This is a genomic window from Mycobacterium neumannii, from assembly GCF_002245615.1.
GTDB lineage: Bacteria > Actinomycetota > Actinomycetes > Mycobacteriales > Mycobacteriaceae > Mycobacterium > Mycobacterium neumannii_A.
Genome location: NZ_NKCO01000003.1, coordinates 290,410 through 313,684, shown reverse-complemented (window position 1 = coordinate 313,684; position 23,275 = coordinate 290,410). Strand labels below are relative to the sequence as shown.

The 23,275-nt window shown below is 67.8% G+C and carries 25 protein-coding genes; 15 read left to right on the top strand and 10 right to left on the bottom strand.

Annotation, left to right across the window (positions count from 1 at the left end):
* Window positions 1-32 precede the first annotated feature (32 nt).
* The 3 genes from CEX88_RS06065 to CEX88_RS06055 are packed head-to-tail and all read left to right on the top strand — an operon-like array spanning window position 33 to window position 3,041.
* Window positions 33-839 (top strand): glutaminyl-peptide cyclotransferase, encoded by an 807-nt coding sequence (locus CEX88_RS06065; RefSeq protein WP_094292761.1) that lies wholly within the window; start codon window positions 33-35, stop codon window positions 837-839.
* 37 nt (window positions 840-876) lie between these two features.
* Window positions 877-1,878, top strand: a complete 1,002-nt coding sequence (locus tag CEX88_RS06060; RefSeq protein ID WP_094292760.1) for a tocopherol cyclase family protein — start codon at window positions 877-879, stop codon at window positions 1,876-1,878.
* 35 nt (window positions 1,879-1,913) lie between these two features.
* Window positions 1,914-3,041, top strand: coding sequence for an FAD-dependent oxidoreductase (locus CEX88_RS06055; protein WP_094292759.1), 1,128 nt, complete (start codon window positions 1,914-1,916; stop codon window positions 3,039-3,041).
* Window positions 3,042-3,080: 39 nt separating this feature from the next.
* On the opposite strand, the gene lipE is transcribed toward CEX88_RS06055, so the two are convergent.
* The 4 genes from lipE to CEX88_RS06035 form a co-directional block, all read right to left on the bottom strand.
* Entirely contained in the window at window positions 3,081-4,319 is a 1,239-nt protein-coding gene (gene lipE, locus CEX88_RS06050; RefSeq protein WP_094292758.1) for a lipase LipE, read from the bottom strand.
* Entirely contained in the window at window positions 4,316-4,798 is a 483-nt protein-coding gene (locus tag CEX88_RS06045; RefSeq protein ID WP_094292757.1) for a peroxynitrite isomerase, read from the bottom strand. The genes lipE and CEX88_RS06045 overlap by 4 nt, the downstream gene beginning before the upstream one ends.
* A 9-nt stretch (window positions 4,799-4,807) precedes the next feature.
* Window positions 4,808-5,296 carry a hypothetical protein gene (locus CEX88_RS06040; RefSeq protein WP_094292756.1) on the bottom strand — a complete coding sequence of 163 codons (489 nt, stop codon included), beginning with the start codon at window positions 5,294-5,296 and terminating at the stop codon, window positions 4,808-4,810.
* A 99-nt stretch (window positions 5,297-5,395) separates the two neighbouring features.
* Entirely contained in the window at window positions 5,396-5,794 is a 399-nt protein-coding gene (locus CEX88_RS06035; RefSeq protein ID WP_066846468.1) for a heme-binding protein, read from the bottom strand.
* A gap of 305 nt (window positions 5,795-6,099) precedes the next feature.
* Here CEX88_RS06035 and CEX88_RS06030 point away from each other — a divergent pair, with 305 nt between their 5' ends.
* Together CEX88_RS06030 and CEX88_RS06025 are read left to right on the top strand one after the other, a co-directional pair.
* Window positions 6,100-6,507 carry a VOC family protein gene (locus CEX88_RS06030; protein ID WP_202931384.1) on the top strand — a complete coding sequence of 136 codons (408 nt, stop codon included), beginning with the start codon at window positions 6,100-6,102 and terminating at the stop codon, window positions 6,505-6,507.
* 14 nt (window positions 6,508-6,521) lie between these two features.
* On the top strand, window positions 6,522-7,370 hold the full coding sequence (locus CEX88_RS06025) for a rhomboid family intramembrane serine protease (RefSeq protein ID WP_094292754.1): 849 nt from the start codon (window positions 6,522-6,524) through the stop codon (window positions 7,368-7,370).
* An 8-nt stretch (window positions 7,371-7,378) separates the two neighbouring features.
* On the opposite strand, the gene CEX88_RS06020 is transcribed toward CEX88_RS06025, so the two are convergent.
* Complete coding sequence (locus tag CEX88_RS06020; RefSeq protein ID WP_094292753.1) at window positions 7,379-9,289, bottom strand: potassium transporter Kup; 1,911 nt, start codon at window positions 9,287-9,289, stop codon at window positions 7,379-7,381.
* Window positions 9,290-9,342: 53 nt separating this feature from the next.
* Between CEX88_RS06020 and CEX88_RS06015 the strand changes: the two genes are divergently transcribed.
* On the top strand, window positions 9,343-10,206 hold the full coding sequence (locus CEX88_RS06015) for a hypothetical protein (RefSeq protein WP_094292752.1): 864 nt from the start codon (window positions 9,343-9,345) through the stop codon (window positions 10,204-10,206).
* Here the strand turns inward: CEX88_RS06015 and CEX88_RS06010 are convergent.
* Entirely contained in the window at window positions 10,199-10,858 is a 660-nt protein-coding gene (locus CEX88_RS06010; protein ID WP_094292751.1) for an O-methyltransferase, read from the bottom strand. The two genes, CEX88_RS06015 and CEX88_RS06010, sit on opposite strands and share 8 nt — an antisense overlap.
* Window positions 10,859-10,912: 54 nt before the next feature.
* On the opposite strand from CEX88_RS06010, the gene CEX88_RS06005 reads away from it, so the two are divergent.
* The 8 genes from CEX88_RS06005 to CEX88_RS05970 all read left to right on the top strand — a co-directional run bounded on the left by CEX88_RS06005 (window position 10,913) and on the right by CEX88_RS05970 (window position 18,354).
* Complete coding sequence (locus CEX88_RS06005; RefSeq protein WP_094292750.1) at window positions 10,913-11,878, top strand: DUF4129 domain-containing protein; 966 nt, start codon at window positions 10,913-10,915, stop codon at window positions 11,876-11,878.
* Window positions 11,875-12,360, top strand: a complete 486-nt coding sequence (locus CEX88_RS06000) for a hypothetical protein (protein WP_094292749.1) — start codon at window positions 11,875-11,877, stop codon at window positions 12,358-12,360. Before CEX88_RS06005 ends, CEX88_RS06000 begins: the two co-directional genes overlap by 4 nt.
* The gene (locus CEX88_RS05995; RefSeq protein WP_094292748.1) at window positions 12,357-13,322 is read left to right on the top strand and encodes an AAA family ATPase; all 966 of its coding nucleotides are present in this window, start codon (window positions 12,357-12,359) and stop codon (window positions 13,320-13,322) included. Before CEX88_RS06000 ends, CEX88_RS05995 begins: the two co-directional genes overlap by 4 nt.
* Window positions 13,319-14,569: a DUF58 domain-containing protein gene (locus tag CEX88_RS05990; protein WP_094292747.1), complete on the top strand. Its 1,251-nt coding sequence runs from the start codon at window positions 13,319-13,321 to the stop codon at window positions 14,567-14,569. The genes CEX88_RS05995 and CEX88_RS05990 overlap by 4 nt, the downstream gene beginning before the upstream one ends.
* Window positions 14,566-14,988: a hypothetical protein gene (locus CEX88_RS05985; RefSeq protein WP_094292746.1), complete on the top strand. Its 423-nt coding sequence runs from the start codon at window positions 14,566-14,568 to the stop codon at window positions 14,986-14,988. Before CEX88_RS05990 ends, CEX88_RS05985 begins: the two co-directional genes overlap by 4 nt.
* Window positions 14,989-15,054: 66 nt before the next feature.
* The gene (locus tag CEX88_RS05980) at window positions 15,055-16,665 is read left to right on the top strand and encodes an HNH endonuclease signature motif containing protein (protein WP_094292847.1); all 1,611 of its coding nucleotides are present in this window, start codon (window positions 15,055-15,057) and stop codon (window positions 16,663-16,665) included.
* A gap of 112 nt (window positions 16,666-16,777) precedes the next feature.
* Window positions 16,778-18,082: an MFS transporter gene (locus tag CEX88_RS05975; RefSeq protein ID WP_094292745.1), complete on the top strand. Its 1,305-nt coding sequence runs from the start codon at window positions 16,778-16,780 to the stop codon at window positions 18,080-18,082.
* Complete coding sequence (locus CEX88_RS05970) at window positions 18,079-18,354, top strand: hypothetical protein (protein WP_068202241.1); 276 nt, start codon at window positions 18,079-18,081, stop codon at window positions 18,352-18,354. The genes CEX88_RS05975 and CEX88_RS05970 overlap by 4 nt, the downstream gene beginning before the upstream one ends.
* Window positions 18,355-18,409: 55 nt before the next feature.
* On the opposite strand, the gene CEX88_RS05965 is transcribed toward CEX88_RS05970, so the two are convergent.
* Complete coding sequence (locus CEX88_RS05965) at window positions 18,410-18,760, bottom strand: aminopeptidase (RefSeq protein WP_094292744.1); 351 nt, start codon at window positions 18,758-18,760, stop codon at window positions 18,410-18,412.
* A gap of 151 nt (window positions 18,761-18,911) precedes the next feature.
* On the opposite strand from CEX88_RS05965, the gene CEX88_RS05960 reads away from it, so the two are divergent.
* Entirely contained in the window at window positions 18,912-19,817 is a 906-nt protein-coding gene (locus tag CEX88_RS05960) for a DMT family transporter (protein ID WP_202931383.1), read from the top strand.
* A 16-nt stretch (window positions 19,818-19,833) separates the two neighbouring features.
* Here CEX88_RS05960 and CEX88_RS05955 read toward each other — a convergent pair whose 3' ends face one another.
* From CEX88_RS05955 to CEX88_RS05945, 3 genes are all read right to left on the bottom strand, one after another.
* A complete protein-coding gene (locus CEX88_RS05955; protein ID WP_094292743.1) occupies window positions 19,834-20,643 on the bottom strand; it encodes an ANTAR domain-containing protein in 810 nt (269 codons plus the stop codon).
* 10 nt (window positions 20,644-20,653) lie between these two features.
* A complete protein-coding gene (locus CEX88_RS05950) occupies window positions 20,654-20,965 on the bottom strand; it encodes an STAS domain-containing protein (protein WP_094292742.1) in 312 nt (103 codons plus the stop codon).
* Window positions 20,966-21,169: 204 nt separating this feature from the next.
* A complete protein-coding gene (locus tag CEX88_RS05945; protein ID WP_094292741.1) occupies window positions 21,170-23,137 on the bottom strand; it encodes a SpoIIE family protein phosphatase in 1,968 nt (655 codons plus the stop codon).
* Window positions 23,138-23,275: the final 138 nt, after the last annotated feature.

The window sequence follows — 23,275 nt, the reverse complement described above, 5'->3', positions numbered from 1 at the left end:
CGACGCCCGCGCATCCGGTAGGCATGTGACCTATGTATGCCTCGCTGGTCCGGCGCGCGGCCGCCTTCCTGCTCGCGGTCGCGACGGTGTCGTGCGGCGGCTCGTCGCCGCCCGCCCAGAGCGACACACCCACCCCGTCGGGATCTGCGCCGGTCATCAAACCCGTTGTCCTCGAGGAGATTCCGCACGACGTCACCGCCTGGACGCAGGGCCTCGAGCTCGACGGGGACATCCTGTACGAAGGCACGGGCATCGTGGGCCAATCGCAGATACGCGAACTCGACCCGGCCACCGGTGCGGTGCGGCGCGCGGCACCGGCCCCGAACAACTACTACGGCGAAGGCATCACCGTCGTCGGCGACCGCATCTGGGAGCTGACGTGGCGCAACGGGGTGGCGGTGGAATGGGACAGGGCCACCCTGACCCCGGTGCGAGAGGCCGCGGTCGACGGGGAGGGCTGGGGTCTGTGCCACGACGGTGACCGGCTGGTCCGCAGCGACGGCACCGACCGGCTGCGATTCCACGACCCGGCGACCTTCGCCGAGACCGGCTCGGTGGCCGTCACCCGCGACGACCAGCCGCTGCGCAATCTCAACGAGCTCGAGTGCGTCGACGGCCAGATCTGGGCCAACGTCTGGCACTCCGAGGAGATCGTGCGCATCGATCCGGCGACGGGCAGGGTCAACACCGTCGTCGACGCCGCCGGGCTGTGGCCCGGTCAGGGCGACGACCGGGAGAAGGTGCTCAACGGCATCGCGCACGTCGGCGGCGACGAATACCTGCTGACCGGCAAGTTCTGGCCGACCATGTACCGGGTCCGGCTCGACCCGCCGAGCTGAGGGTTTGCGCCGCGGTCGAACCGTCAACGTAGCGGTCATGACCGCTCTCGACACCACCAGGGACGCGACGCGGCTCGTCGCGGGGCCCATCGCAGGCGTCTACCGGCGCACCGGCGCCGATCTGCCCTTCGGCGATCCGCTGACCTCGCACGGCACGGAGATGGAGGGCTGGTTCTGGCGCCTGACCGATGCCGCGTCGGGACGCGCCGTGGTGGCATTGTTCAGCGTCAACCAGCATCCCGACGGCGACTGGGCGACCACCGCGGTGGCGTTGCATCCTGGCGGGCGGGTGTACAGCGCGGCGTTGGACGGCGCCTGCGCCAGCGCGGACCCGTTTCGGCTCGACGCGGACGACGGACGGTTCCACGCGACATACGACCGGCTGCACGCCGACCTTCCCGGTGTGCGCGTCGACATGCGCTTCGACGACCCGGTCCGCTGGCCCAAAGCGCTGGCCGGCGGCGGGCTCGCCTCGGTCGTACCGTTCCTCAACCAGTACTGGCATCCGTACCGGCTCGGCGGATCCGCCACCGGAACCGTCGAATTCGACGGTGAGCGCTGGGAGTTCGACCGCGCCAAGCTCTACACCGAACGCAACTGGGGCGCAGGCTTCCCGCAGCGATGGTGGTGGGGCCAGGCACACGACTTCGGCGACGCCGACGTCTCGGTGGCGTTCTCCGGTGGACTGCTCGCGCTCGGACCGCTCAAACAGGACGTCGCAGGTGTCGTGGTCCGCCTCGGAAACAAGGTGCTGCGCTTGACCCCGCCGACAGCCTGGGTGCGCTCGGACATCGGCGACGGCACCTGGCGGCTGCGCGCGACGTCGCTTCGGTATCAGGTCGAATTGCACGGCGACGGCACGCATCTCGACCCGCATGTACTTCCGGTGCCCCTGCCCGCCGAGCGGCGCAACGTCGACACCGACTTCGAACACCTCGCAGGCAGGTTGCACTGCGTCGTCAAGGATTTCGGCCGGGTGATCTTCGACGGGCAGTCCGAGATCGCGGGTCTGGAAGTCGGCAGCCTGCCCGGTGACTAGGGTGACCGAATGCGACTGGGCAGGATCGGCGGGCGGTGACCCGCCCTCGGGTGGTCGTCGCGGGCCTCGGCGACAGCGGTGTGCTGACCGCGATCAAACTCGCCCGGCACGCCGACGTCGTCGGTGTCTCCGCCAAACCGGGGCTGCTCAGCGGCCAGGAACTCGGCATGCGCATCAGCAGGCCGCAGGACTGGGCCCGCTACAACTGGATTCCGTTCCACCGATTCCGCGGACTCGACCACGTTCGCACCGTGCACGGCAGGCTGACCGGGCTCGACCGGGCGGCCCGGAAAGTGTTCGTCGAGACCGCCGACGGCGGCACTGTCGCCGAACCCTATGACGCGCTGGTGATCTCGACCGGGGTCAGCAACGGCTTCTGGCGGCGACCGCATCTGCAGTCGGCCGACGAGATCACCACCGAACTCGGTGCGGCACACCGGCGACTGGGATCGGCGCGGTCGGTGATCGTCATCGGCGGAGGTGCCGCCGCGGTCAGCAGCGCCGCCAACCTGGCGAAGGCGTGGCCCGACAAACGCGTCGACCTCTATTTCCCTTCAGAGCGTGCCCTTGTGCACCATCACCCGCGGGTGTGGCAGCAGATCAGCCGTCAGCTGACCGGCCTCGGCGTCGGCCTGCACGCGGGCCATCGCGCGGTGCTCCCGAATGGCTTCACGTGCGACGAGATCACCGACGCACCGGTGCAGTGGAGCACCGGGCAGCCGGCGGCGTCGGCCGACGCGGTGCTGTGGGCCATCGGCCGGGTCTCACCCAACACGCAGTGGCTGCCGCCCGAGTTGCTCGACGAGCACGGCTTCGTGCGCGTCACCCCCGAACTCCGCGTGCCCGGCGCCCCCGGTGTATTCGCGGTCGGCGACGTCGCCGCGACCGACCCGCTGCGAAGCTCGGCCCGCAACCGCGCCGACGGGCTGCTCGCCCACAACATCCGCGCCCACTTCGGCGGCAAACCGCTACGCGCGTATCGCCCCGCGAGCCGGCGGTGGGGTTCGGTGCTCGGACCGCAGGCCGACGGGCTCGAGGTGTTCACCCCGAAGGGGCAGGCGTTCCGATTCCCCGGCTGGTCGATCGACCGCGTGCTGATGCCGTGGATCGTCTGGCGCGGCCTCTACCGCGGCGTGCGCTCGGATTCTTCCCGCCGAAACTGAAGATATGCCGCAAGCTGCGGTGATTTCTCGAGCAGAAACTCAGTTTCGAGGCAGCGCCGACGTGATCATGTCCAGCAGGGCCCCGTACCGGTTGGCCTCCCGATGGGGACCGGGCTTGCCGCTGCTGATCACCCCGGCGGCCAAACCGCGCTGCGGATCCGCCCATACCGCGATGTTGGTCAGGCCCGTATGCCCGAATGCGGCGGGGGCATTGCGACCGAACGGCCCGAACCGCTTCGACCCGAGCATGAAACCGGTGCCCCAGCGCAGCGGCGCCAGCCCGACCGCGACGTCGGGGCGCAGCCGCCGGGCTTCGGCGGTCGCATTGCGCAGGGTCTCCGGCGCCATGATGCGTACGCCGTCGAGTTCTCCGCCGCGTCGCAGCAATTCGGCGAACCGCGACAACTCGTAGGCCGTGGAGACTGTGTTCGACGAGGGCAGCACGCTGGTCAGGTACTGCGGGCTGTTCGAGAACGGGATGATCTTGTACATCGAGCCGCCGACCGCCAAGCGGAACACCGTGGCGGCGGGCTGAGGGAGCTCCTTGCCGGTGGCATGGCTGGGTGCGACCAACGGAACATCTTGTGCCGCAACGCCGTAATTCGTCCACCGGAAACCCAGCGGTTCGAGGATCTCGGTCGCCAGGATATCGCGGATGTTGCGTCCGGCTGCGGCGCCGACGATCTCGCGCATCAACGGACCCCAGGTCAGTCCGTGGTAGATGTGCACGAGGCCCGGCCGATACAGCGGTTTGAGCTCGCCGAGCTTTTCCCGGGTGTACTCGCTGTCGTCCATGCGCCGCAGATCCGGGCGCGGCCCGGTGTGGATCGGGATGCCCGCGCTGTGGGTCATCACGTGCCGGATCGTGGTGCGGTGCTTGCCGTGGCTGGTGTAGCTGGGCAGGTACTCGCAGACGCGGTCGTCGAGAGAGAAGACGCCGCGCTCGACGAGCATGTGCACCACCGTCGTCGTGATCGCCTTGGCCGCCGAGTATGCGCAGAACGGTGTCTCGGTGGTGACGGGCACCTTCTCGGTATCGGGTGGGTCGGCGGGACCGTTGCCCCATCCGTGCCCGATCGCCCGGTTCAGCACGACCTTTCCGTTGTGCCGCAGGCATATCTGGATGGCGGGATGCATCCCGGCCTCGTACCAGTGGCGCGCAGCCTGCCAGATGCGTTCGATCGCCACGGGGTCGACGTTCGAGTGGTCCTCCTCGCCGACCGCGGTCACGGCGTCGAGATCGTCGGGCACTCGTATCCTGCCGTCAGGCGCGGTCATTCGGCCGCCCTGTGCAGGGTCGCACCCAGGTGGTGTTGCAGGGGCTGGCCCATCGCGGCCATCCGCAGCGAGTAGATCAACTCGTCGCCGTCGACGCGGATCGAACGACCCAGCGCAACAACATTTTTCGCGGTGGAGGTGAGCCCGATCGAGGTCGCGGTCAGGTCGAGCTCGATGAGTGCGCCGTCGACCACGAGGGTGCCCTCCTCGATCTCGGTGATCCCGTTTGGATGGGCCAGCACCCATTCGGCGCGTCCGGGCGACGGCACCCGCAGATAACCCGTCTCTCCGTGCAGGGGCCGGCCGTCGTCGGCGGTGGTCTTCTGCCGGTATGTCAAGAACGGTTTGCCGACATGGTCGAACGCGATCTGCTCGTGGTATCCGAACGGTTCGATCGTGGGGTAGGAACCGGCGCCCCGTCCGGACCAGACGCCGTGCAGTGGGCGCAGCACGGCGACGTCGGGGTGTAGGTCGGCCACCCGGCCAGGCTAGCGGGGCCCGCCGCTCAAGATGCCCTTGCCGATGAACGACCCCAGTTGCCCGAGCAGGTCGGTGGGGGAGGCCTGCGGAGGCGGCGAGGCGTTGGTCTGCTGCCAGGGCTGGCAATCACGCGTGGTGAATGCGGTGTCGGTCGCCTCGATGCGCACCACCTGGGGCTTCTTGGTGAGCGCGTTGTCGGGGACCTGGTCGTTGTTGACCCGCTTCCAGTAGCAGGCGCCGTCGTCCACGGGGCCCGCCGACGAGTACGTACCCGGCAGGATCTGGGTGCCGACCTGGTAGGTGCCGTCCTTGTCGATGGAGGTCAGGGGCCCCGCGGGGGGCGGTCCCGGTGCAGAGGACGGGCCCGGCGCGGCGGACGGTCCGGGAGCCCCGGGATCGGGATGATGCGGTTCATCCGGTTGGGCCTGCGCGACACCCAGCCCGCCAAGGGCGAGGAGCGCCGTCGCGGCAACGGCGGCCAGTCGCGGCAAAGTCATGCGAGCCAGTCTAAACGGACAGCGGGCCTGGGAAGGAAAAACCCGTCGCCGCAGCGCGGAGCTGCGGCGACGGGCTTTGTGCATCTGAGGTCGACCGTTTTAGCCGGCCATGAACTCGTTGTAGGCCGACGCCAGCTCCGGCGACAGCGCCTGGACGTTGCAGGTGCGCTGCACGTCGCCGATCGGCGCGAGGATGCCGCGCAGGTCGTAGTACTCCTGCGGGTTGGCGTTGAAGTACCCGCGCAGGGTGGCCGACGCTTCGTTGCGAGGCTGGCCGAACGCGGTGGTCACGGCCTGGTTGGCACCCGGATGGGCGTCCAGGTACGAACGTGCCTGACCCGTCACATTGCTGACGGTGCCGGACACGGCGCTTGCGCTGCAGTCCGGTGCGGCCATCGCCGACGGCGCGGCGATGGTTGCTGCGGCGAGGCCGCCGAGCAGGCTGGCGGCACAGGCGCCGGCGATCTGCCGACGCGCGGCGATACCACGGATTTTCATATCGTTTCTTTCCTTCATTGCGTTTGTCGCTGATTCCCCCGACCCCGAAAACCAAGGTACCCAAGGCAAACGAGCACAAACACCGCCGCGCAACCCGAAAGTGGACCATACGCAGGCGTTACACCGCAGCGGCGTGATCTGTACCGCAATATCACCGGAATTCGATAAGCGGGCGACCAGAAACTTCGATAACTCTGAGAATTAGCTACCGATCTTTAATTGATCGTGATCTGCACGGTGACCGAATTGTTATCCACCGCGGATGGGCGGAGCGCCGAAATAGGGCTGAACCTAAGGTGGTCCCTGTGAAGCTGGACCTGCTGAGCCCCGGCGTCGAAGTCGGCCTCGTCACCACGAACCGAGACGAGATGGTCGCCTTCTATGAAGGCTTCCTCGAACTCGAACCCCAGGGCGAGATCGAGTTTCCGGGCGGCTCGCAGCGGCGGTACTCGCTGGGCGGCAGCGTGGTCAAGCTGGTGACCTACGAGACGCCGCCGCCGCAACCGGTTACCACCGGTGGCGGCCGGGCGCAGGCCGGGATCCGGTATTTCACGGTCGGGGTGAAGAACCTGCGCGGTATCGCCGAGGAATTCGCTGCCTCCGGGTACGACGTCGTCGAGCCGCTCACCGAGTTCGCGCCGGTGCCGGGTATGGGTTGGATGTTCGTCGCCGACCCGGACGGCAACTGGATCGAAATGTTCGGAACGCTGTGACCGGCTCCCAACCCATGTCGACCCCTCCGGTGACGCCGACGTGCTACCGCCACCCAGATCGGGTGACCTATGTGCGCTGTGCACGGTGCAACCGCTACATCTGTCCCGAGTGCATGCGGGCGGCATCCGTCGGGCATCAGTGCGTGGAATGTGTGAACGCCGGCGCGCAGCAGGTCCGGCAGGTGCGCACCCAGTTCGGCGGGGTCGCGACGGCCAAACCGATGGTCACCTACGCGCTGATCGCCGCGAACGTGGTGATGTTCGTGCTGCAGATGGCGGTGCCCGGATTCCAGCGTGAACTCGTGCTGCAGTCCTTCGCCGTGGCCGACGGAGAGTTGTACCGCCTGATCACGTCGGCGTTCCTGCACTACGGGCCGGCCCACATCCTGTTCAACATGTGGGCCCTCTACGTGGTCGGCCCGCCACTCGAGGCGGCGCTGGGCCGGTTGCGGTTCTCGGCCCTTTACCTGCTGAGCGCGCTCGGTGGATCCGTCCTCGTCTATCTGCTGTCGTCGCCCGTGGCGCAGACCGCCGGAGCGTCGGGCGCGATCTTCGGGCTTTTCGGGGCGATATTCGTGGTGGGTAGGCGGTTGAACATGGACGTGCGGTGGGTGGGCGCGATCATCGCGATCAACTTGGCGTTCACGTTCATCATTCCGCTGGTGAGCTCGCAGAACATCAGCTGGCAGGGTCACCTCGGGGGGCTCGTCACGGGTGCCGCGATCGCGACGGCCTACGTGTATGCGCCGCGCGGCTCGCGCAACATGGTCCAGGCGGGGGCCAGCGCGGCAGCGCTCGTGGTCTTCGCGGCGCTGATCTGGTGGCGCACCGTCGATCTGCTGGCGTCGCTCGGCCTGGCCTGAAACCCGCTCTACAGCTGGATGCGGGAACCGACGATCACGGTGCGGTCCAGCGGCAGGCCGAAGTGCGCTGCGGCGTCGGCGGTGATGTGCGACGTCGCGATGAACAGTCGTTTGCGCCACGGCGCCATGGTCGGGGCGTCGCCGGGAAATACTTCGAGCTTGGACAAAAAGTAGGACGCGTTGGCCAGGTCGACCGGACCCTCGGTGTCCGCGGGATCGAGCAGGGTTAGCGCCCGCGGCACGTTCGGCCGTTCCATGTAACCGAACCGCGCGACGACGTGGACGATCCCGTCTCGGGTGTAACCGAGGTCGTCGTGCGTCATCCGCTCGGCGTCGGGCACGCGCGGCACGGTCTCGGTCTCGACGGAGACGATGAGCACGTGCTCGGCCAGGACGCGGTTGTGTTCGACGTTGGTCCGCATCGCCAGCGGCGCGGTGTGCTGGCTGCGGTTCAGGAACACGGCGGTGACCGGTATGCGGATCAGCGGCGGTTCGCAGTGCGACAAGCCGGCGACGAACTCACGCAGCGGCCCTTCGGCGCGTTCGCGCGCTGCGGTGATGACGGCACGCCCGCGTTGCCAGGTGGTCATCACCGTGAACGCCGCCACGGCGATGGTCAGCGGTAACCACGCGCCGTGCACCAACTTGGTGAGGTTGGCGCCGAAGAACATCAGGTCGACCACCAGCAGTGCACCCGCGCCGGGCACCACCACCCACAGCGGCCACCGCCACCGCGTGCGCGCGTAATAGAAGAACAGCGTCGTGGTGATCGTGATGGTGCCTGTCACCGCCATTCCGAACGCGTAGGCCAGCGACGCCGAACTGCGGAAGGCGAAGACCAGGATCAGCACTCCCAGCAGCAGCGCGCCGTTGATCCACGGCACGTAGATCTGCCCGATGGTCGACGCCGAGGTGTGCTCGATGCGCAGTCGCGGCAGGTATCCGAGGCGCGCGGCCTGCGAGGTCACCGAGAACGCGCCCGTGATGACGGCCTGTGAGGCGATCACCGTCGCGGCGGTGGCCAACAGCACCATCGGGACGCGGGCCCACTCCGGTGCCAGCAGGAAGAACGGGGCCGCCACCGTCGACTCGTCGCCCAACACCAGGGCGCCCTGGCCGAAGTAGTTCAGCGTACAGGCGGGCAGGACGAGCCCGAGCCACCCGAAAGTGATTGCCCGCCTGCCGAAGTGGCCCATATCGGCGTAGAGCGCCTCGGCGCCCGTCACCGCCAGCACGATCGCCGCGAGCGCGAAGAAGCCGATGTGGAAGTGCTCGGTGATGAAGGTCAGTGCGTAGGCCGGCGACAACGCCTTGAGGATCTCCGGATGCCCGGCGATGCCACGCACCCCGCATAAGCCGATCGCGACGAACCACAGGATCATCACCGGGCCGAAGAACCGTCCGATGGTGGCGGTGCCGCGGCGCTGCACCGAGAACAGCGCGACGATGATCACGGCCGTGACCGGAACGACGAAGTCGGCCAGCTCCGGGTCGATCACTTTGAGCCCCTCGACCGCCGACAGCACGGAGATCGCGGGCGTGATCATGCTGTCGCCGAAGAACAGCGCGGCGCCGAACAGCCCCAACGCGGCCAGCGTCGCCGTCACCCGTCGCCCGCGCCGGCCGGTCCATCGGCGCAACAGCGTGATCAGCGCCATGATCCCGCCCTCGCCGCGGTTGTCGGCCCGCATCACCAGCGTCACGTAGGTGAGCGTCACGATGATCATCACCGACCAGAAGATCAGCGAGACGACGCCGTAGACGTGGCTCTGCGCGACGGGCACGGGATGCGGATCGCGCGGATTGAACACCGTCTGGATCGTGTAGATCGGGCTGGTGCCGATATCACCGAACACCACGCCGAGCGCGGCGATCACCACGGCCGGACGCAGCGACGTGGTACCCGGCGCTGCTCGCATTCGATGATCATCGCCGAGCGTGGGCTCGTTCGCGGCGGATCGGCAGAGCGGCAATGCGGTCCGGTGCGCTTTGGGAGGATGAGTCTGTGGCCGACGACGCGCTCGACGAACTTTATGCCGCCAAGCTCGAGGACTTCACCGCGCTGCGCACCAAGCTCGCCGGTGAGGCGAAGAAACGCGGCGACGCCGATGCGGCCAAGCGGATCTCGGCCGCACGGAAGCCGACGACCGCTGCATGGGTGGTCAACCGGCTAGCGCTCGCCGACGAGGAGGTCACGCAACGCCTGAAGGGTCTCGGTGAACGGTTGCGCGACGCACACGCGGCAATGGATGGTGAGCGGATCCGGGAGCTGTCGGCTGAACAGCGTCGGCTGGTCAACGATCTGACCCGTACCGCGTTCGAGGAGGCGGAGCTCAAGCGTCCGACGGGAGCGCTGCACGACGACGTCACCGGCACGCTGCAGGCCGCCATCGCCGACCCCGATGTCGCGGATCGGCTCGGCCGGCTGACCAAAGCCGAGGAATGGTCCGGATTCGGCGAGTTCGGCGACACCGCAATTGTTTTCAGCCCCACAACGAAACGCAAGCCGAAGCGCGAACCCGAGCCCGAACCCGCGGAGCCGCGCGACGAAGGACGCGACGGCAAGGGCGCGGAGGCGAGCAGGCGACGACAGCAGGCGCGCGCCGAACTGGCTGCCGCCGAGCGCGCGAGGACCGAAGCCGACGACGCACTGTCCGAACTGCAGTCCGACCTGGCCGCCGCGCGTCTGCGCCACCAGGACGCCCGACGCCGGTTGCAGGAGGCCGAGCGCGGCCTGACCGCCGCCGAGGACTCCTACGACAAGGCCAAGCAGGCCTCGCGTGAAGCCGCCGCCGCGGTCAAGGACGCCAAGGCGCGGCTGCAGCGCGTTAAGTGATTGCGCGGCAACTAATCTCCATGCTGTCGCTCTCCCGTGCCGGGATCGGTACGCTGACGTAGCCGTTAGCCGGGTCGCGAACGTAGTCGAGATAGGGCACCAGTTCGTCCATCGACGTGTTGTCCGCGACGACCAGTGCGCCCGGCGTCAGGCGCGGTTCCAGCAGCTCGAGCACCGGCACATACAACTCCTTCCAGCCGTCGAGAAGGACGAAATCGACTGTGCCGGCCAGGGTTTGCAGCGTATGCAGCGCATCGCCGGCTAGCACCGTGATCACGTCGTCGAGACCGATGTCGACGAACGTCTTCGTTGCCGCGGCGACCTTTGCCGCGCTCAGTTCAGTGGTGACGACGCGGCCCCTTCCGTTGTCCCGCACCGCCGCGGCCAGGTGGATCGCGGACAGGCCGAGGGACATGCCGAACTCGACGACGGTGGCGGGTTTAGTCGCCCGCACCAGCGCGTACAGCAGCCTGCCGGCCTCCGGCGTCACCGGCAGATAGAAGTCGCTGAGAGCGTCGGCACGCTCCTGCGGCGTCGCCTCCGACAGGCGGGCGAAGTCGGCGCGCCGAAGTGCCTCCATCTGATACCGCGCTTCGGCGTACATCCGGTCGATCGCCCCGGCGATGTGGGACTCGTGCAGTGTGATGGTCATAGTTGTTGAACGTATCGGGCCGGCGGCCGTTCGTGTCAGGATGACCATAGGGCCATGGGGACTGCCGGCACGTCGACTCGACGCGTGATCGCGGTGATCGCGCTCATGGTGCTTGCGGCCTGGGCGTTGCGGGGCTACGTCCCCGGCGTGGAGCGGACCGCCGAAGAGCCCGGGCAGCGCCAGAGCAACCCGCTGGCGTTGGCGGCTGTCATCGTGTTGCTGTGCGCGGCGGTGGCGATCATCGGTCTCGCGATCATCGTGAGGATGCGGGACAAACGGCCACTCCCGGCGGCGGCCGGGAGCCTGCCTCGGGACCGACGGCCCGGCGACCGGCCGTCGTGGCGGTTCACTCTCGTCGCGTTGGCCGCGCTGATCGGGTTGGTGTTCCTGGTCTTACTTCTGTCCCGGCTGTCGCTCCCGGTGCCGACCGAAGAGGTGCCGCCGGCCGCCACACCCGACACGTCCGTTCGCGGCGACCCCGACGACTCCGTCTCACCGCGTCCGGACGAGGACGACGCGGCTCACGGCAACGTCGTGAACTACCTGATTCCCCCGATACTTCTGTTGATGGCGCTGATCGTCGTCGGTACGGCGGTCGCGTCGCGACGACAGGGGCGCCCCCCGACGTCGGCCGACATCGTCGCGGCGGTGGACGAGCCGGTGGTGCCGACGACCACGACATCTCTGGCCAGGGCCGCCGAGGTCGGCCTCGCCGAGATCGGTGACCTGAGCCGCGAACCGCGCGAGGCGATCATCGCCTGCTACGCCGCGATGGAACGCGAACTGACGAGGGTCCCCGGCGCAGCGCCGCAGGCGTACGACACCCCGACCGAGGTGCTCGCGCGTGCGGTCGCCAGCGGGGCATTACGCTCCGACAGCGCCACCGAACTCGTCGAGTTGTTCGAGGAGGCGAGGTTTTCGCCACACGTGATGAGCGAGCAGCACCGTGACGCCGCGGTGCAGGTGCTCAACCGGGTGCTGAGCGAACTACCGCAGCGCACGACGGGGGTCGCGTCGTGAGAAGGCTTGTGGCCGCGGCGTTTCTGTTGGTTGTGGGTGCGGAACTGATCGCGGTCACCAGCCGTGATCGTGAGCTGATCCTGATCGTTTCCGGCATCGCGCTGGCGCTGGCATTGCTCGGCCTGCGGTGGCAGCTGGCCCGTGAGGCCGAAACCGGCGACGTCGACACACCTTCCGACGATGCCGCAGAGTCGTTGCGTCGCTGGCGATCACGCACCGAGACCCTGATCAGCCGTGCGGAGGCCACCCGCACCGACTGGGACAGACACTTAAGGCCCATGCTCGCGCGGCAGTTCGAGTTGGCGACCGGCCAACGTCGCAACCGCAACCGATCCGCCTACCACGCCACCGGTGAGATGCTGTTCGGCCCGGAACTGTGGGGTTGGGTCAACCCCGAGAACGTCGCCAAACGCGGGACCGAAGAACCCGGACCCGGGAGGGCGACGCTCGATGAGATCCTGCAACGGTTGGAGCGGGTATGACGACAGGACTGCCTGCGGCGGCCACCACCGCGAACTGTGAAGCGGTGCTCGACGAGATCGGGCGGGTGGTGGTCGGCAAACGCGATGCGCTGGCGCTGATCCTGACGACCGTGCTGGCTGGGGGACACGTGTTGATCGAGGACCTCCCGGGTCTCGGCAAGACGCTGATCGCGAGGTCCTTCGCCGCGGCGCTCGGACTGGAGTTCAAACGCGTGCAGTTCACCCCCGACCTGCTGCCCGCCGATCTGCTCGGCTCGACGGTGTACGACATGCAGTCGGGCCGTTTCGAATTCCGTCGCGGCCCGATCTTCACCAATCTGCTTCTCGCCGACGAGATCAACCGCACACCGCCGAAAACACAGGCGGCGCTGCTCGAAGCGATGGCGGAGAGCCAGGTGAGCATCGACGGCGCGACGCACCCGTTGCCTGCCCCGTTCATCGTGTTGGCGACCGATAACCCGATCGAGTACGAGGGCACCTACCCGCTGCCCGAGGCTCAGCTGGACCGCTTCACGATCCGGCTCGAACTGCGGTACCTTTCCGAACAGGAAGAGGCGTCGATGTTGCGCCGCCGCATCCACCGCGGCTCCGCCGAACCGACGGTCGCTCAGGTCGTGGACGCCCACGATCTCGTCGCGATGCGGGAGTCGGTGGAACAGGTAACCGTGCACGACGATGTGCTGCGTTACGTGGTGTCGTTGGCTGCCGCCACCCGGAACCACCCGCAGATCGCGGTGGGTGCCAGTCCCCGCGCCGAACTCGATCTCGTTCAGCTGGCCCGCGCCCGCGCGCTGCTGCAGGGTCGTGACTACGTCGTACCCGAGGATGTGAAATCACTTGCGGTTCCCGCAGTTGCGCACCGGATCACGTTGCGACCGGAGATGTGGGTGCGCCGAGTCCGTGGCAGCGATGTGGTCGACGAACTACTGCGGCGGCTACCGGTGCCGCGGACCGACCAGTGATCGAAGTCCGCTGCACCGAGGCCGAGTTAGGCTGGCGCGCTTCACATCTGACGCGGGCGCTGCTGACCTGTGCGGTGGTGGCCATGGCCGTGGCGGTGCTCGGGTCGCGCTGGGAGCTCATCGCGTTCGGCGCGCCGCTTCTCGGGGTGCTGTGTTCGATCGGGTGGCAGCGCGCGGTTCCCACGGTGCGAGTGTGCGCCGATCCCGGCGTCCACCGTTGCTTCGAAGGAGAGCCGGCGCGCATCACGATGTGGGCCGAGGCAGGGAACGAGTCGGTGAGGCTGCTGAGCGGTTCCGTCGACGGGATGACGCTCGAGGTCGCTTCGCGGGAAACATCAAGGCAAACCGTGGTGGCGACCGCGCAGCGCTGGGGCCGTTATCCGCTTCAGGCACACCTGGCGGTCGCGGCGCGGGGCGGTCTGGTCGAGGGGATCGGGGTGGTCGACGCCGCGGACGTCTTCGTGTTCCCGATGGCGCCGCCGCAGTCGACGGCGGTCCCGCGCACCGAGTTGCTCGATCGGCTGGGCACTCACCTGACCCGGCACATCGGCCCCGGTGTCGAGTACGCCGACGTGCGGCGGTATGTGCCGGGAGATCAACTGCGCACGGTGAACTGGGCGGTCAGCGCGCGTCGGGGCAGCCTGCATGTCACCGAAAGGCTGACCGACCGCGCCGTCGACGTGGTCGTGCTGATCGACAACTACGCCCAGCCGGCGGGTCCCGCGACCGAGGCCACTGAGCGCACGGCACGCGGCGCGGTGCAGGTGGTGCAGAGCGCGCTGCGCAGCGGCGACCGGGCGGGCATCGTCGCGCTAGGTGACCGGCATCCGCGGTGGTTGAGCGCGGACATCGGCCGAAGGCAGTTCTATCGGGTGCTCGACGCGATGCTCGGTGTCAGCGGTGGTTACGACACCACGTCGGGCACTCTGGCGCCGCGCGCCGCAGTGCCCCCGGGCGCGATCGTCGTCGCGTTCTCGACGATGCTCGACACCGAGTTCGCGCTGGCGTTGATCGACCTGTGCAAGCGCGGCCACACCGTTGTGGCGGTGGACGTCTTGCAGGGCGCGCCGTTCGAGGAGGGATGCGACGCGTTGGTGGCGCGGATGTGGGCGCTGCAGCGCTCGTTCATGTACCGGGACATGGGCACCGTCGGTGTGGACATCGTGGCGTGGCGCGAGGACGACACGCTCGACCAGGCCATGCAGCTGGTGCCCCAGCACCGCAGACCGGTGCGGAGGCGACGATGAATCGCGCGTTGGCCACTGGGTTCGGTTTCGTCATGGTGGCGGCGGCCGCGCTGTCTGCTGACGATGCGGCGTTGGTTGTGTGTGGTGTTGCGGTAGCGATGGTGGTGCTGGGCAACGTGTTTCGGGTGGCTGCCACGTTGGCGGTGTTGTCGACGGCCGGGGCGATCGTGGTGGCATCGGCGAGTCCAGTGCTGGCAGCGCTGTGTGGATTGTCCGGTGCGGCGTATCTGGTGTTGCGGCACACCGCCGATGTCACCGTGCCTACTGTTGCTGGGGCACTGGGGTTTACGGGCATCGCTTTGGCGGCGGTGCTGCTGTCACCGGAGCTGCCATGGGTCCCGCTGGCGGCGCCGATTGCGGTGTTGGCGGTCGTCGTGCTCGCGACGCGGCCGTTCTGGTTGGGCGCATCGCGGCAGTGAACTGTACGCCAGATGTTGCGGCGACGTAGTCCCGACTTGTCGGTGGGCGATGGCATACTCGAACACATGTTCGGTTCTGAGTTCGTGAGCGCCGACGACAAGACAGTCGTGGCCGCGATCGAGGAGTGTGCGCGCGCCGAGGCGATGCTGGCCGCGCGGCGGCTGGCGGCCACCGCGGAGCTGACCGCGCGCTACACCGAGCCCGATGAGGATCGCGATCATCTGGCCGTCGACGGGTGGCGGTTGGCGTCGGCGGAGATCTCGGCGGCGATGCGGGTCGGGGACCGGGCGGCTTCGAGCCAGATGTGCATCGCGATGGCGCTGCGCGAGCGGCTCCCGAAAGTAGCGGCGATGTTCGCCCAGGGACGGTTGAGTGCGGCGCTGGTGTCGACGATCACCTGGCGCACGCAACTGACCGTGGACTCGCAGATCGCCCAGCGCATCGACACTGCGATCGCGCAACGTGCCGGTCAGTGGGGCGGGTTGTCGGTGGCGCGGCTGGAATCAGCGATCGACTCCCTTGTCGATGAGCACGATCCCGACGCGCGCCGGCGCATGCGCGAGGCCGCCCAGAACCGGGATGTACGCCTGGGCAAGCGTGATGACGTGACCGGAACGATGTCACTGTGGGGCCGATTGAGCGTCACCGATGGTGAACTGCTCAAACGCCGGCTCGCGCAGATGTCGAGCCAGGTGTGCAAAGACGATCCGCGCACCGCGGGGCAGCGCCGCTCCGAAGCGCTCGGCGCCATCGCCGCCAATGCCGAGGGATTGAGTTGCAGATGCGGAAGTCCCGACTGCCCGTCAGCCGGACAAGATGATCCCCGCGCAGCGCACTTCGTCATCAACGCCATCACCGAGGCCGCCGCCCTGAACCCAGAACCCGTACCCGCGGCACAAAGCGAATCCGCGACGGCAGAAGCGGCGGCGGAGTCGGTGGAACCGGCCGCAGAGCCGCAACCTGCCGAAGCGGCGACAGAGCGGCCGAAGCCGAGATCGGCTGCGGCACTGATCGTCGGCGGTGGGATTATCCCGAACCCATTGTTGGCTGAGCTGATCAACAACGGAGCCAAGGTCCAGTGGGTTCACAAACCCGACGCCGCGCCCGAGACCGGCTATCGGCCCTCGCGCAAGACCGCACAATTCGTTCGGATGCGTGATATGACATGCCGGTTTCCCGGTTGTACTCGCCCGGCAGAATTCTGCGATCTTGACCACACCACGCCCTCTCCGGCTGGTGCCACTCATCCGTCGAACCTCAAGTGCCTGTGTCGAATTCATCACTTAATCAAGACGTTCGGCGGGTGGGGCGATCAACAGCGCCCCGACGGAACCGTCCTGTGGACCGCACCGTCTGGGAGAACCTATTTCACCCACCCCGGAAGCCGGTTGTTTTACCCCGGCTGGGACACCACCACCGCCACCCTGCCCGTGCCCGCCGGACGAGTACGACACGGCGACAAAGGCGCGATGATGCCGCGCCGCCGACGAACCCGCGCCCAACATCGGCTTCAACGAATCGAACGCGAGCGCGCTTTCAACGCCATCGACCGCAAGAGATGGGTCACGCCCGCGACCACCCAACCCAGCAGGCCGCCACCACTGAACGATGACCCGTGGAAAATCACCACCGACGCCGGCATTGACCCCACGGACACCGATCCCGCACCGTTCTGACCAACTCGGCGACTCGGCCAACGGGCGAGGGACGTAGCCCGATATCTTCGTAGGGCGCTTACCGGCCCGGTAAGCGAAATGCTCAGCGCAGCGCTTACTTTCGGGAGGTCGGATGCCAAGCGATGTGCGGAAGGCGATCACAGGCGCGTCGATCGGGAACGCCGTCGAGTGGTTCGACTTCGCGATCTACGGCTTCCTGGCGACATTCATCGCGGCCAACTTCTTTCCGGCGGGCAACGAGACGGCGGCACTGCTGAACACGTTCGCGATTTTCGCGGCCGCCTTCTTCATGCGTCCGCTCGGCGGATTCGTCTTCGGCCCCCTGGGCGACAAGATCGGCAGGCAACGGGTCCTGGCGTTGGTGATCCTGCTGATGTCGGGCGCGACCGTCCTCATCGGCGTGCTGCCCACCTACGCCTCGATCGGCGTCGCCGCGCCGCTGCTCCTTCTGCTCCTGCGTTGCCTCCAGGGATTCTCCGCCGGCGGTGAATACGGCGGCGGCGCCGTCTATCTCGCGGAGTTCGCATCCCAACGACGCCGCGGGCTGACCATCACCTTCATGGCGTGGTCCGGCGTGCTGGGCTTCCTGCTCGGCTCCATCACCGTGACGCTCCTTCAGGCGCTGCTGCCCACCGAGGCGATGGAGAGCTACGGCTGGCGCATCCCGTTCCTGATCGCCGGGCCACTGGGCCTCGTCGGCCTCTACATCCGGCTGCGCCTCGACGACACACCGCACTTCGCCGAGCTCAGCAAGACCGACCGCGTCGCGGAGTCGCCGCTGCGTGAGGCGTTCACGACGTCATGGCGGCCGATCCTGCAAGTCATCGGCATGTTCATCGTCTTCAATGTCGGCTACTACGTGGTGTTCACGTTCCTGCCGACCTACTTCATCCAGACGCTCGAGTTCTCCCAGACCGACGCCTTCCTCTCGGTCACGCTGGCCAGCCTCGTCGCACTCATCCTCATCCTTCCGTTGGCCGCGCTGTCGGATCGGATCGGCCGCCGTCCGATGCTGATTGCCGGGTCGGTGGCCTTCGCGGTTGTCGGCTATCCGCTCTTCCTGCTGCTCAATTCGGGGTCGCTGGTCGCCGCGATCGCCGCCCACTGCGGCCTGGCGGTCATCGAGTCGATCTACGTCTCCACCGCGGTGTCGGCCGGCGTCGAACTGTTCGCGACCACCGTGCGCTACAGCGGATTCTCGATCGGTTACAACATCTGCGTCGCCGGGTTCGGCGGCACCACCCCGTATGTGGTCACCTGGTTGACCGCCGAGACCGGCAACGACCTCGCCCCAGCGTGGTACTTGGTCGTCGCTGCGGTGGTCTCGCTCGCGACGATCATCACGCTGCGGGAGTCCGCGGGCCGGCCGCTCGCGCAGACCGCGGATCGACGGCCCGCGGCTAGGGTGGCTTCATGAAGCTTCGCGTGATGCCCTACGTCACGGTCGAGATCGACGACCAGTTGCGCCGCCGCGCCCGAGCCGCAGGCGAGCGACTGCGCGTCAATGTGCGCGCCTACCTGTTGAGCGCCGCCGACGACGTCGACTCCGCCAGCGACAGAGTCCGCGGTCTGTGCGACCGGGCGGTCAACCGCGTCGACACCGTCGTCGCCACGGTCAACGAGCGGATCGCACCCGAGCCCGCGGCACCGTCACTGCGCGTGGTCACCGGCGACCGCGAGGCCAGCTAGCGTCCAAAGGCTCCGCTGGGGTCGACGCCGGCCGACCTCGCGATACCGACTGGCGTCAGCCCGCCCGCGTGGTGCGGCCGCCGACCAGGAATCCGGCGACCAGCACGACCAGACCGATGACCGCGACCGGGATCGACCACGTGCGACGATCGGATACCGCCGAGTGGCACTGCGCGACGTAGTCCGGCGGATCTTCAGTCAGCTCATCGATGATCGGGAGGTTCTTCAGCTGGTTGGGATCGTTGCTGTTGGCCTGGCTGGCCTGGGAGTCGTCCGCGGCGATGGCATTGCCACACGAGATCTTCTGGTTGTCCGGCCCGGAGATCGACACCGGGACGAGCATGGCGATGACTCCAACCAGAAGGACCACCGCACCGACCAGCACAAGCAAACGTCGCAGATTCATGATCGGTTTGATGCCCCGATAGGTGGGGCACCAAACCTCGCAAACGGTCGCTGCCACCGAGCCAGGCGCGCAGGCCCGCGGTCCGTATGTTGTTGTTGTCCGATGTGCGCAGCCTGGCCGGAAAGGAGCAAAACGCTTTGGTAGGCCACTCGTGGTAGATCAGGGTCTGGTCGTCCTGCTCGCCCTGCTCGCCGCGGTCTTCTTGGCGATCGGCATCGTGGTTCGGCAGCGCGCCACCTTGGACGTACCGGAGGAGCACGGCATCAGCACCGTGATGGTGACGACGCTGCTGCGCAGGCCGCTGTGGTGGGCCGGCACGGCCGCCGCGCTGGCAGGCTATGGCTTTCAGGCCCTCGCTTTGATCAAGGGTTCGTTGCTCCTTGTTCAGCCCATTCTGACCTCGGCCCTCCTGTTCGCTCTGCCGCTGAGCGCGAGGCTCGCCAACCGTCGGGTCACTCGCCGGGAGTGGATGTGGGCGATGGTGCTCACCGCGGCGCTGGCGGTGTTCGTGCTGCTTGCCAAGACCCGGCCAGGTGACTACGAGGCGTCCGTTCCCCTTTCCGTTCTCGTAGCAGTCGTCTGCGCCGGTGCGGTGACCGCATGTGTGATCCTGGCCGTCCGCACCGCCGGGTGGAAACGTGCGGTGTTGCTCGCGGTCACGGTCGGGTTGCTGTTCGGCGTCGTCGCGTTGCTGACGAAAATCGTGATGTTCCTGCTCGCCAATGGCGGCGTGGGCAAGGTGGTGACCACCCCTGCGCTCTACCTGCTTCTGGTGCTGGGCGTCCTCGCGGTGTTCCTGCAACAGTCCGCATTCCACGCAGGATCCCTACAGACCTCGGTGCCGACGATGCTGGTTCTCGAACCGGTGGTCGCCGTTGTGCTGGGCGCGGTGGTCCTCGGCGAGCATATGACTGTCGGCGGCGTGAAGGCGATCGCGATCTCAGCCGCCGTCGTCGCGATGGCTGCGGCCACGATTGCGCTTGGCCGCGAGGAGGGCGCGCTCGAAGAGGAACTCGAGGCGGAGGCCGCCGCCGCGGCGGCCAAACACGGGCCCTAGCAGCACGCGCCAGACGCTACGGCCCGTCGGATCGACGCTCCTCATGCGCCATCGCTGTCCACAAGAGCCGCGCCGCCTCACGCGCCGACTCCTGTGGAGCGATCGGCTCGGCGATCCCCGGTTGCTGGGCCGGACGACCGCTGACATGTTCCAACAGCGCCACGGCCAGTTCGCGCAGCTTGACGTTGAACTCCTGGCTCGCGCGACGCAGCATGCTCCACGCCTGCTCGGCGTCGCAGCCGACCAACCCCATCAATACACCCTTGGCCTGCTCGATCGCGCCGCGCGACTGCAGCGCGGCCAGCAGGTCCTCGAACGCGGCCTCGTTCTGGGCGGCGGTGGTGACCAGGGCCGCCGAGACGAGTTGCTCGTAGGCGACAAGTGTCGTGATGGTGACCGCCGAGGCGGGCTCGGTTAACGTGCACGACAACACAATCGCCGCGTCCTCACGCCAGAGGCCCGGCACGGCCGCGGCTCCGTGTACGGCTTTCAAGTCGGTCGCGATCCCGCCGGCGAATCCGGCGGCCGCATCGAAGGTCAGGTCGGGCCAACGGTCATCGGTCCACAGATCGAGGCTCAGCACCGGCACCTGATGAGTCAATGCGTCGGCCACGGGCCCGCCGAGTCCGGACAGCTGAGCTGCGATCATCTTCTCTTCGATACCGAGCGTCGCGAGTGCAGACGCGTCCTCGTTGAACCGCTTGTCGTGGACGGTGACGGCAACCCCCAGGGTGTTCGACACGTCGGCCTGCAATCGTTCGAGGATCCGGTGTAACAGTGTGATCAGCTCGGGATGCTTGCGAGGCTGAAAGCTGGGTGCTGGCACGGCGGTCCGCTCAATCGATGACGGTGACCGTCGCGACCTTGTCGAGGCCGGAGATCCCGAGAAGTGTGGTGATCGGCCCGTTCGTGGGCACGACCAGTTCGAGTTTGGCGTTGGCCGCGACAGAGAACAGCTCCCGCAGGGCGGCGCTGTCGCAGTAGGTGACCCCGGTGAGGTCGACCGTGACGGAGGAGTTGTCCTCGGCCGCGCGTGACAGCACGTCGCTGAACTCGTCGACGTTCGCCAAGTCGATCTCGCCGACCGCGGTGACGACCGGGGGTGCCTCAGCGTCCCCGGGCTCGAGCCGGAACTGGTTGCGGGTCACTACTTTGCGTCCCCCACCGTCAAAAAAGCACACCAATGGACGGCAGTGTGAGCGAGTCCGATCACAGAACCTCCCGATGTCCTAGAGGCCGCCCCACCGCCTCTGTGCATGCCACAAAATCCGCATCGCTGCCTCTTCCCGACAGACGTTCCTTGCCAATATTTGTAATACCACGACAGCGGTGTCCAGGCGGGCAGAGCTGGTTCAAACTCGAATCTCCGGTAGCTGAAACGTCATATCCACGGTGGTGCCGGCCGCCGTGCCGTCGAGATCCACGCGATCGCTGACGGCGCGCATCAACAACAGGCCCCGGCCCCGGGTGCCGGGATCGGGAGGCGGCGCCTTCCACGACCCGAAGTCGGTGACCCGCACGTGGATCGCCGTGTCGTGGATCTCGGCCTCGATGCGCATGCGCCCCGGCTCGTGCCCGCGGTAGGCGTGCTCGACGCTGTTGGAGCAGGCCTCGTTGACGACGAGGATGAGATCGGAAACCGACTCGTCGGAGGCGCCGTTGGCGGCCAGCCAGGCCCCCAACCGGTGCCGGATCTCGGTCAACTTCTCCGCGGTGGCGGTGTCGTCGATGACGAGGGAGGCCTTCGGCGACCGGTAGATCACGATCGCCACGTCGTCGTCGAAACCACCGTCAGGCACCAACGCGCGCAGCACCGCGTCGGCGACACCTTCGATCGGCATCCTCGCGGTATCGGCCAACACCGCCGACATCCGGTCGATCTGGGAGTCGATCGACCGGTCACGGCGTTCGATCAGGCCGTCGGTGTAGAGCATCAGTGTCGAGCCCGCGGGTAACGGATGCGTCGTCTGCGGGCGGGGCCGCGAGTGCGTCACGGCCAGGGGGACCGAGCTCGCCTCGTCGAGCAGTTGCGGTGACGCGGTTGTAGGCACCAGCACCGGCGGGACGTGACCGGCGTTGCTGTACTCCACGGATGCGGACACGGTGTCGACGATCGCGACGAACACAGTGGTGCAGTAGGCGTCCGGGATGAACTCGGCGACGGCGTCGAGGTGTTCGAGCACCGTCGACGGTCGCGCCCCCGTGAGCAGCAGCGCGCGCGTCGACGCACGCAGCTGTCCCATCACGGCGGCGGCCGCGAGTCCGCGCCCCACGCAGTCCCCGACCACGATGCCGATCCGGCCGTCACCGACGGGAAGCACGTCGTAGAAGTCGCCACCGATCTCCAGCGGATGAACGGCGGGCTCGTAGCGCACGGCGAATCCCGGCGGCAGATCGATCGGGGACAGCAGCGAGCGCTGCAGCGTCAGCGATGTCTCCCTGGCGCTCTCGAACTGCCGCACATGCTGCAAAGCCGAGCTGAGGTGGCCGACGAGGGCCGAGACCAGTCGCCGGTCCTCCGCGCTGACCACCCGCGGAACCTGGTGCTCGAGGCACAGCACGACGTCCCGCGCACCGGAGAGCACGGCGACGAAGCCCCTGGTGGTGCCGGCGCTGGGCACCGCGCCGACCGGCGTCACCGTCAGCGGTATCCACGTGCGGGCGTCCTCGAACGTACGGCGCCAGTCCTCGCCGAGGTCCCTCCACGAGGTGACCGCGGGTTCACCGGCCACCCGCACCGTCGGCTCCTCACCGTCGGCCTTCGGCCACGTCACCGCGATCAGACGCTGCGCATCCAACGGAACGCGGCACTGCGCGAGCGTTATCGCCAGCACCTCGTCGACGTCCTTGGCGACGCTCACCGCCGTCGCCAACCGCGCCATCGCCCGGTCGCGCTCCGCCGCGGCGCGGGGCGCCGTGACATCGCGGATGGTGCCGACATAGAGACCGCGCCGCGAGTTGTGGTCGGGGACGGCGTTGATGCTGATCGCGACCCAGCGCGTGCGTCCGTCGCGGTGCCTGATCTTGGTCTCGGCCGTCATGCGTCCGTCGCGCACCAGCGCGGCCCTGCGATCGTCGGCCGCGACCCCGTCGACCGCCCAGGGATGAGGCATCGGATAGGGCAGGTCCTCCTCGCCGTATCCGGTGACCTCGGCGAAGGCGTCGTTGATCTCGACGACGCACCCGGTGGCGTCGGTGATGAAGAAACCCTCTTGAAGCGAGTTCACCAACGCGCTGCGGAACACGTCGCGATCGGCGAGATCGTCGGCTCTCGCTCGTTCGCGTTCGTAGCGCTGGTGAAAGTCTGCGGTGTCGGTCATGTTCGCGGCAGTCGGCCCTCCCAGCTCGCGCTCACACCGGAATCACCCAGCGCAGAAGTCTCTTCTCGACATTAGCCTGCGTATCGCAGCATGAACCGCTGAAGCACTGATCTATGGCAGGACGCGACGCGTTAAGCT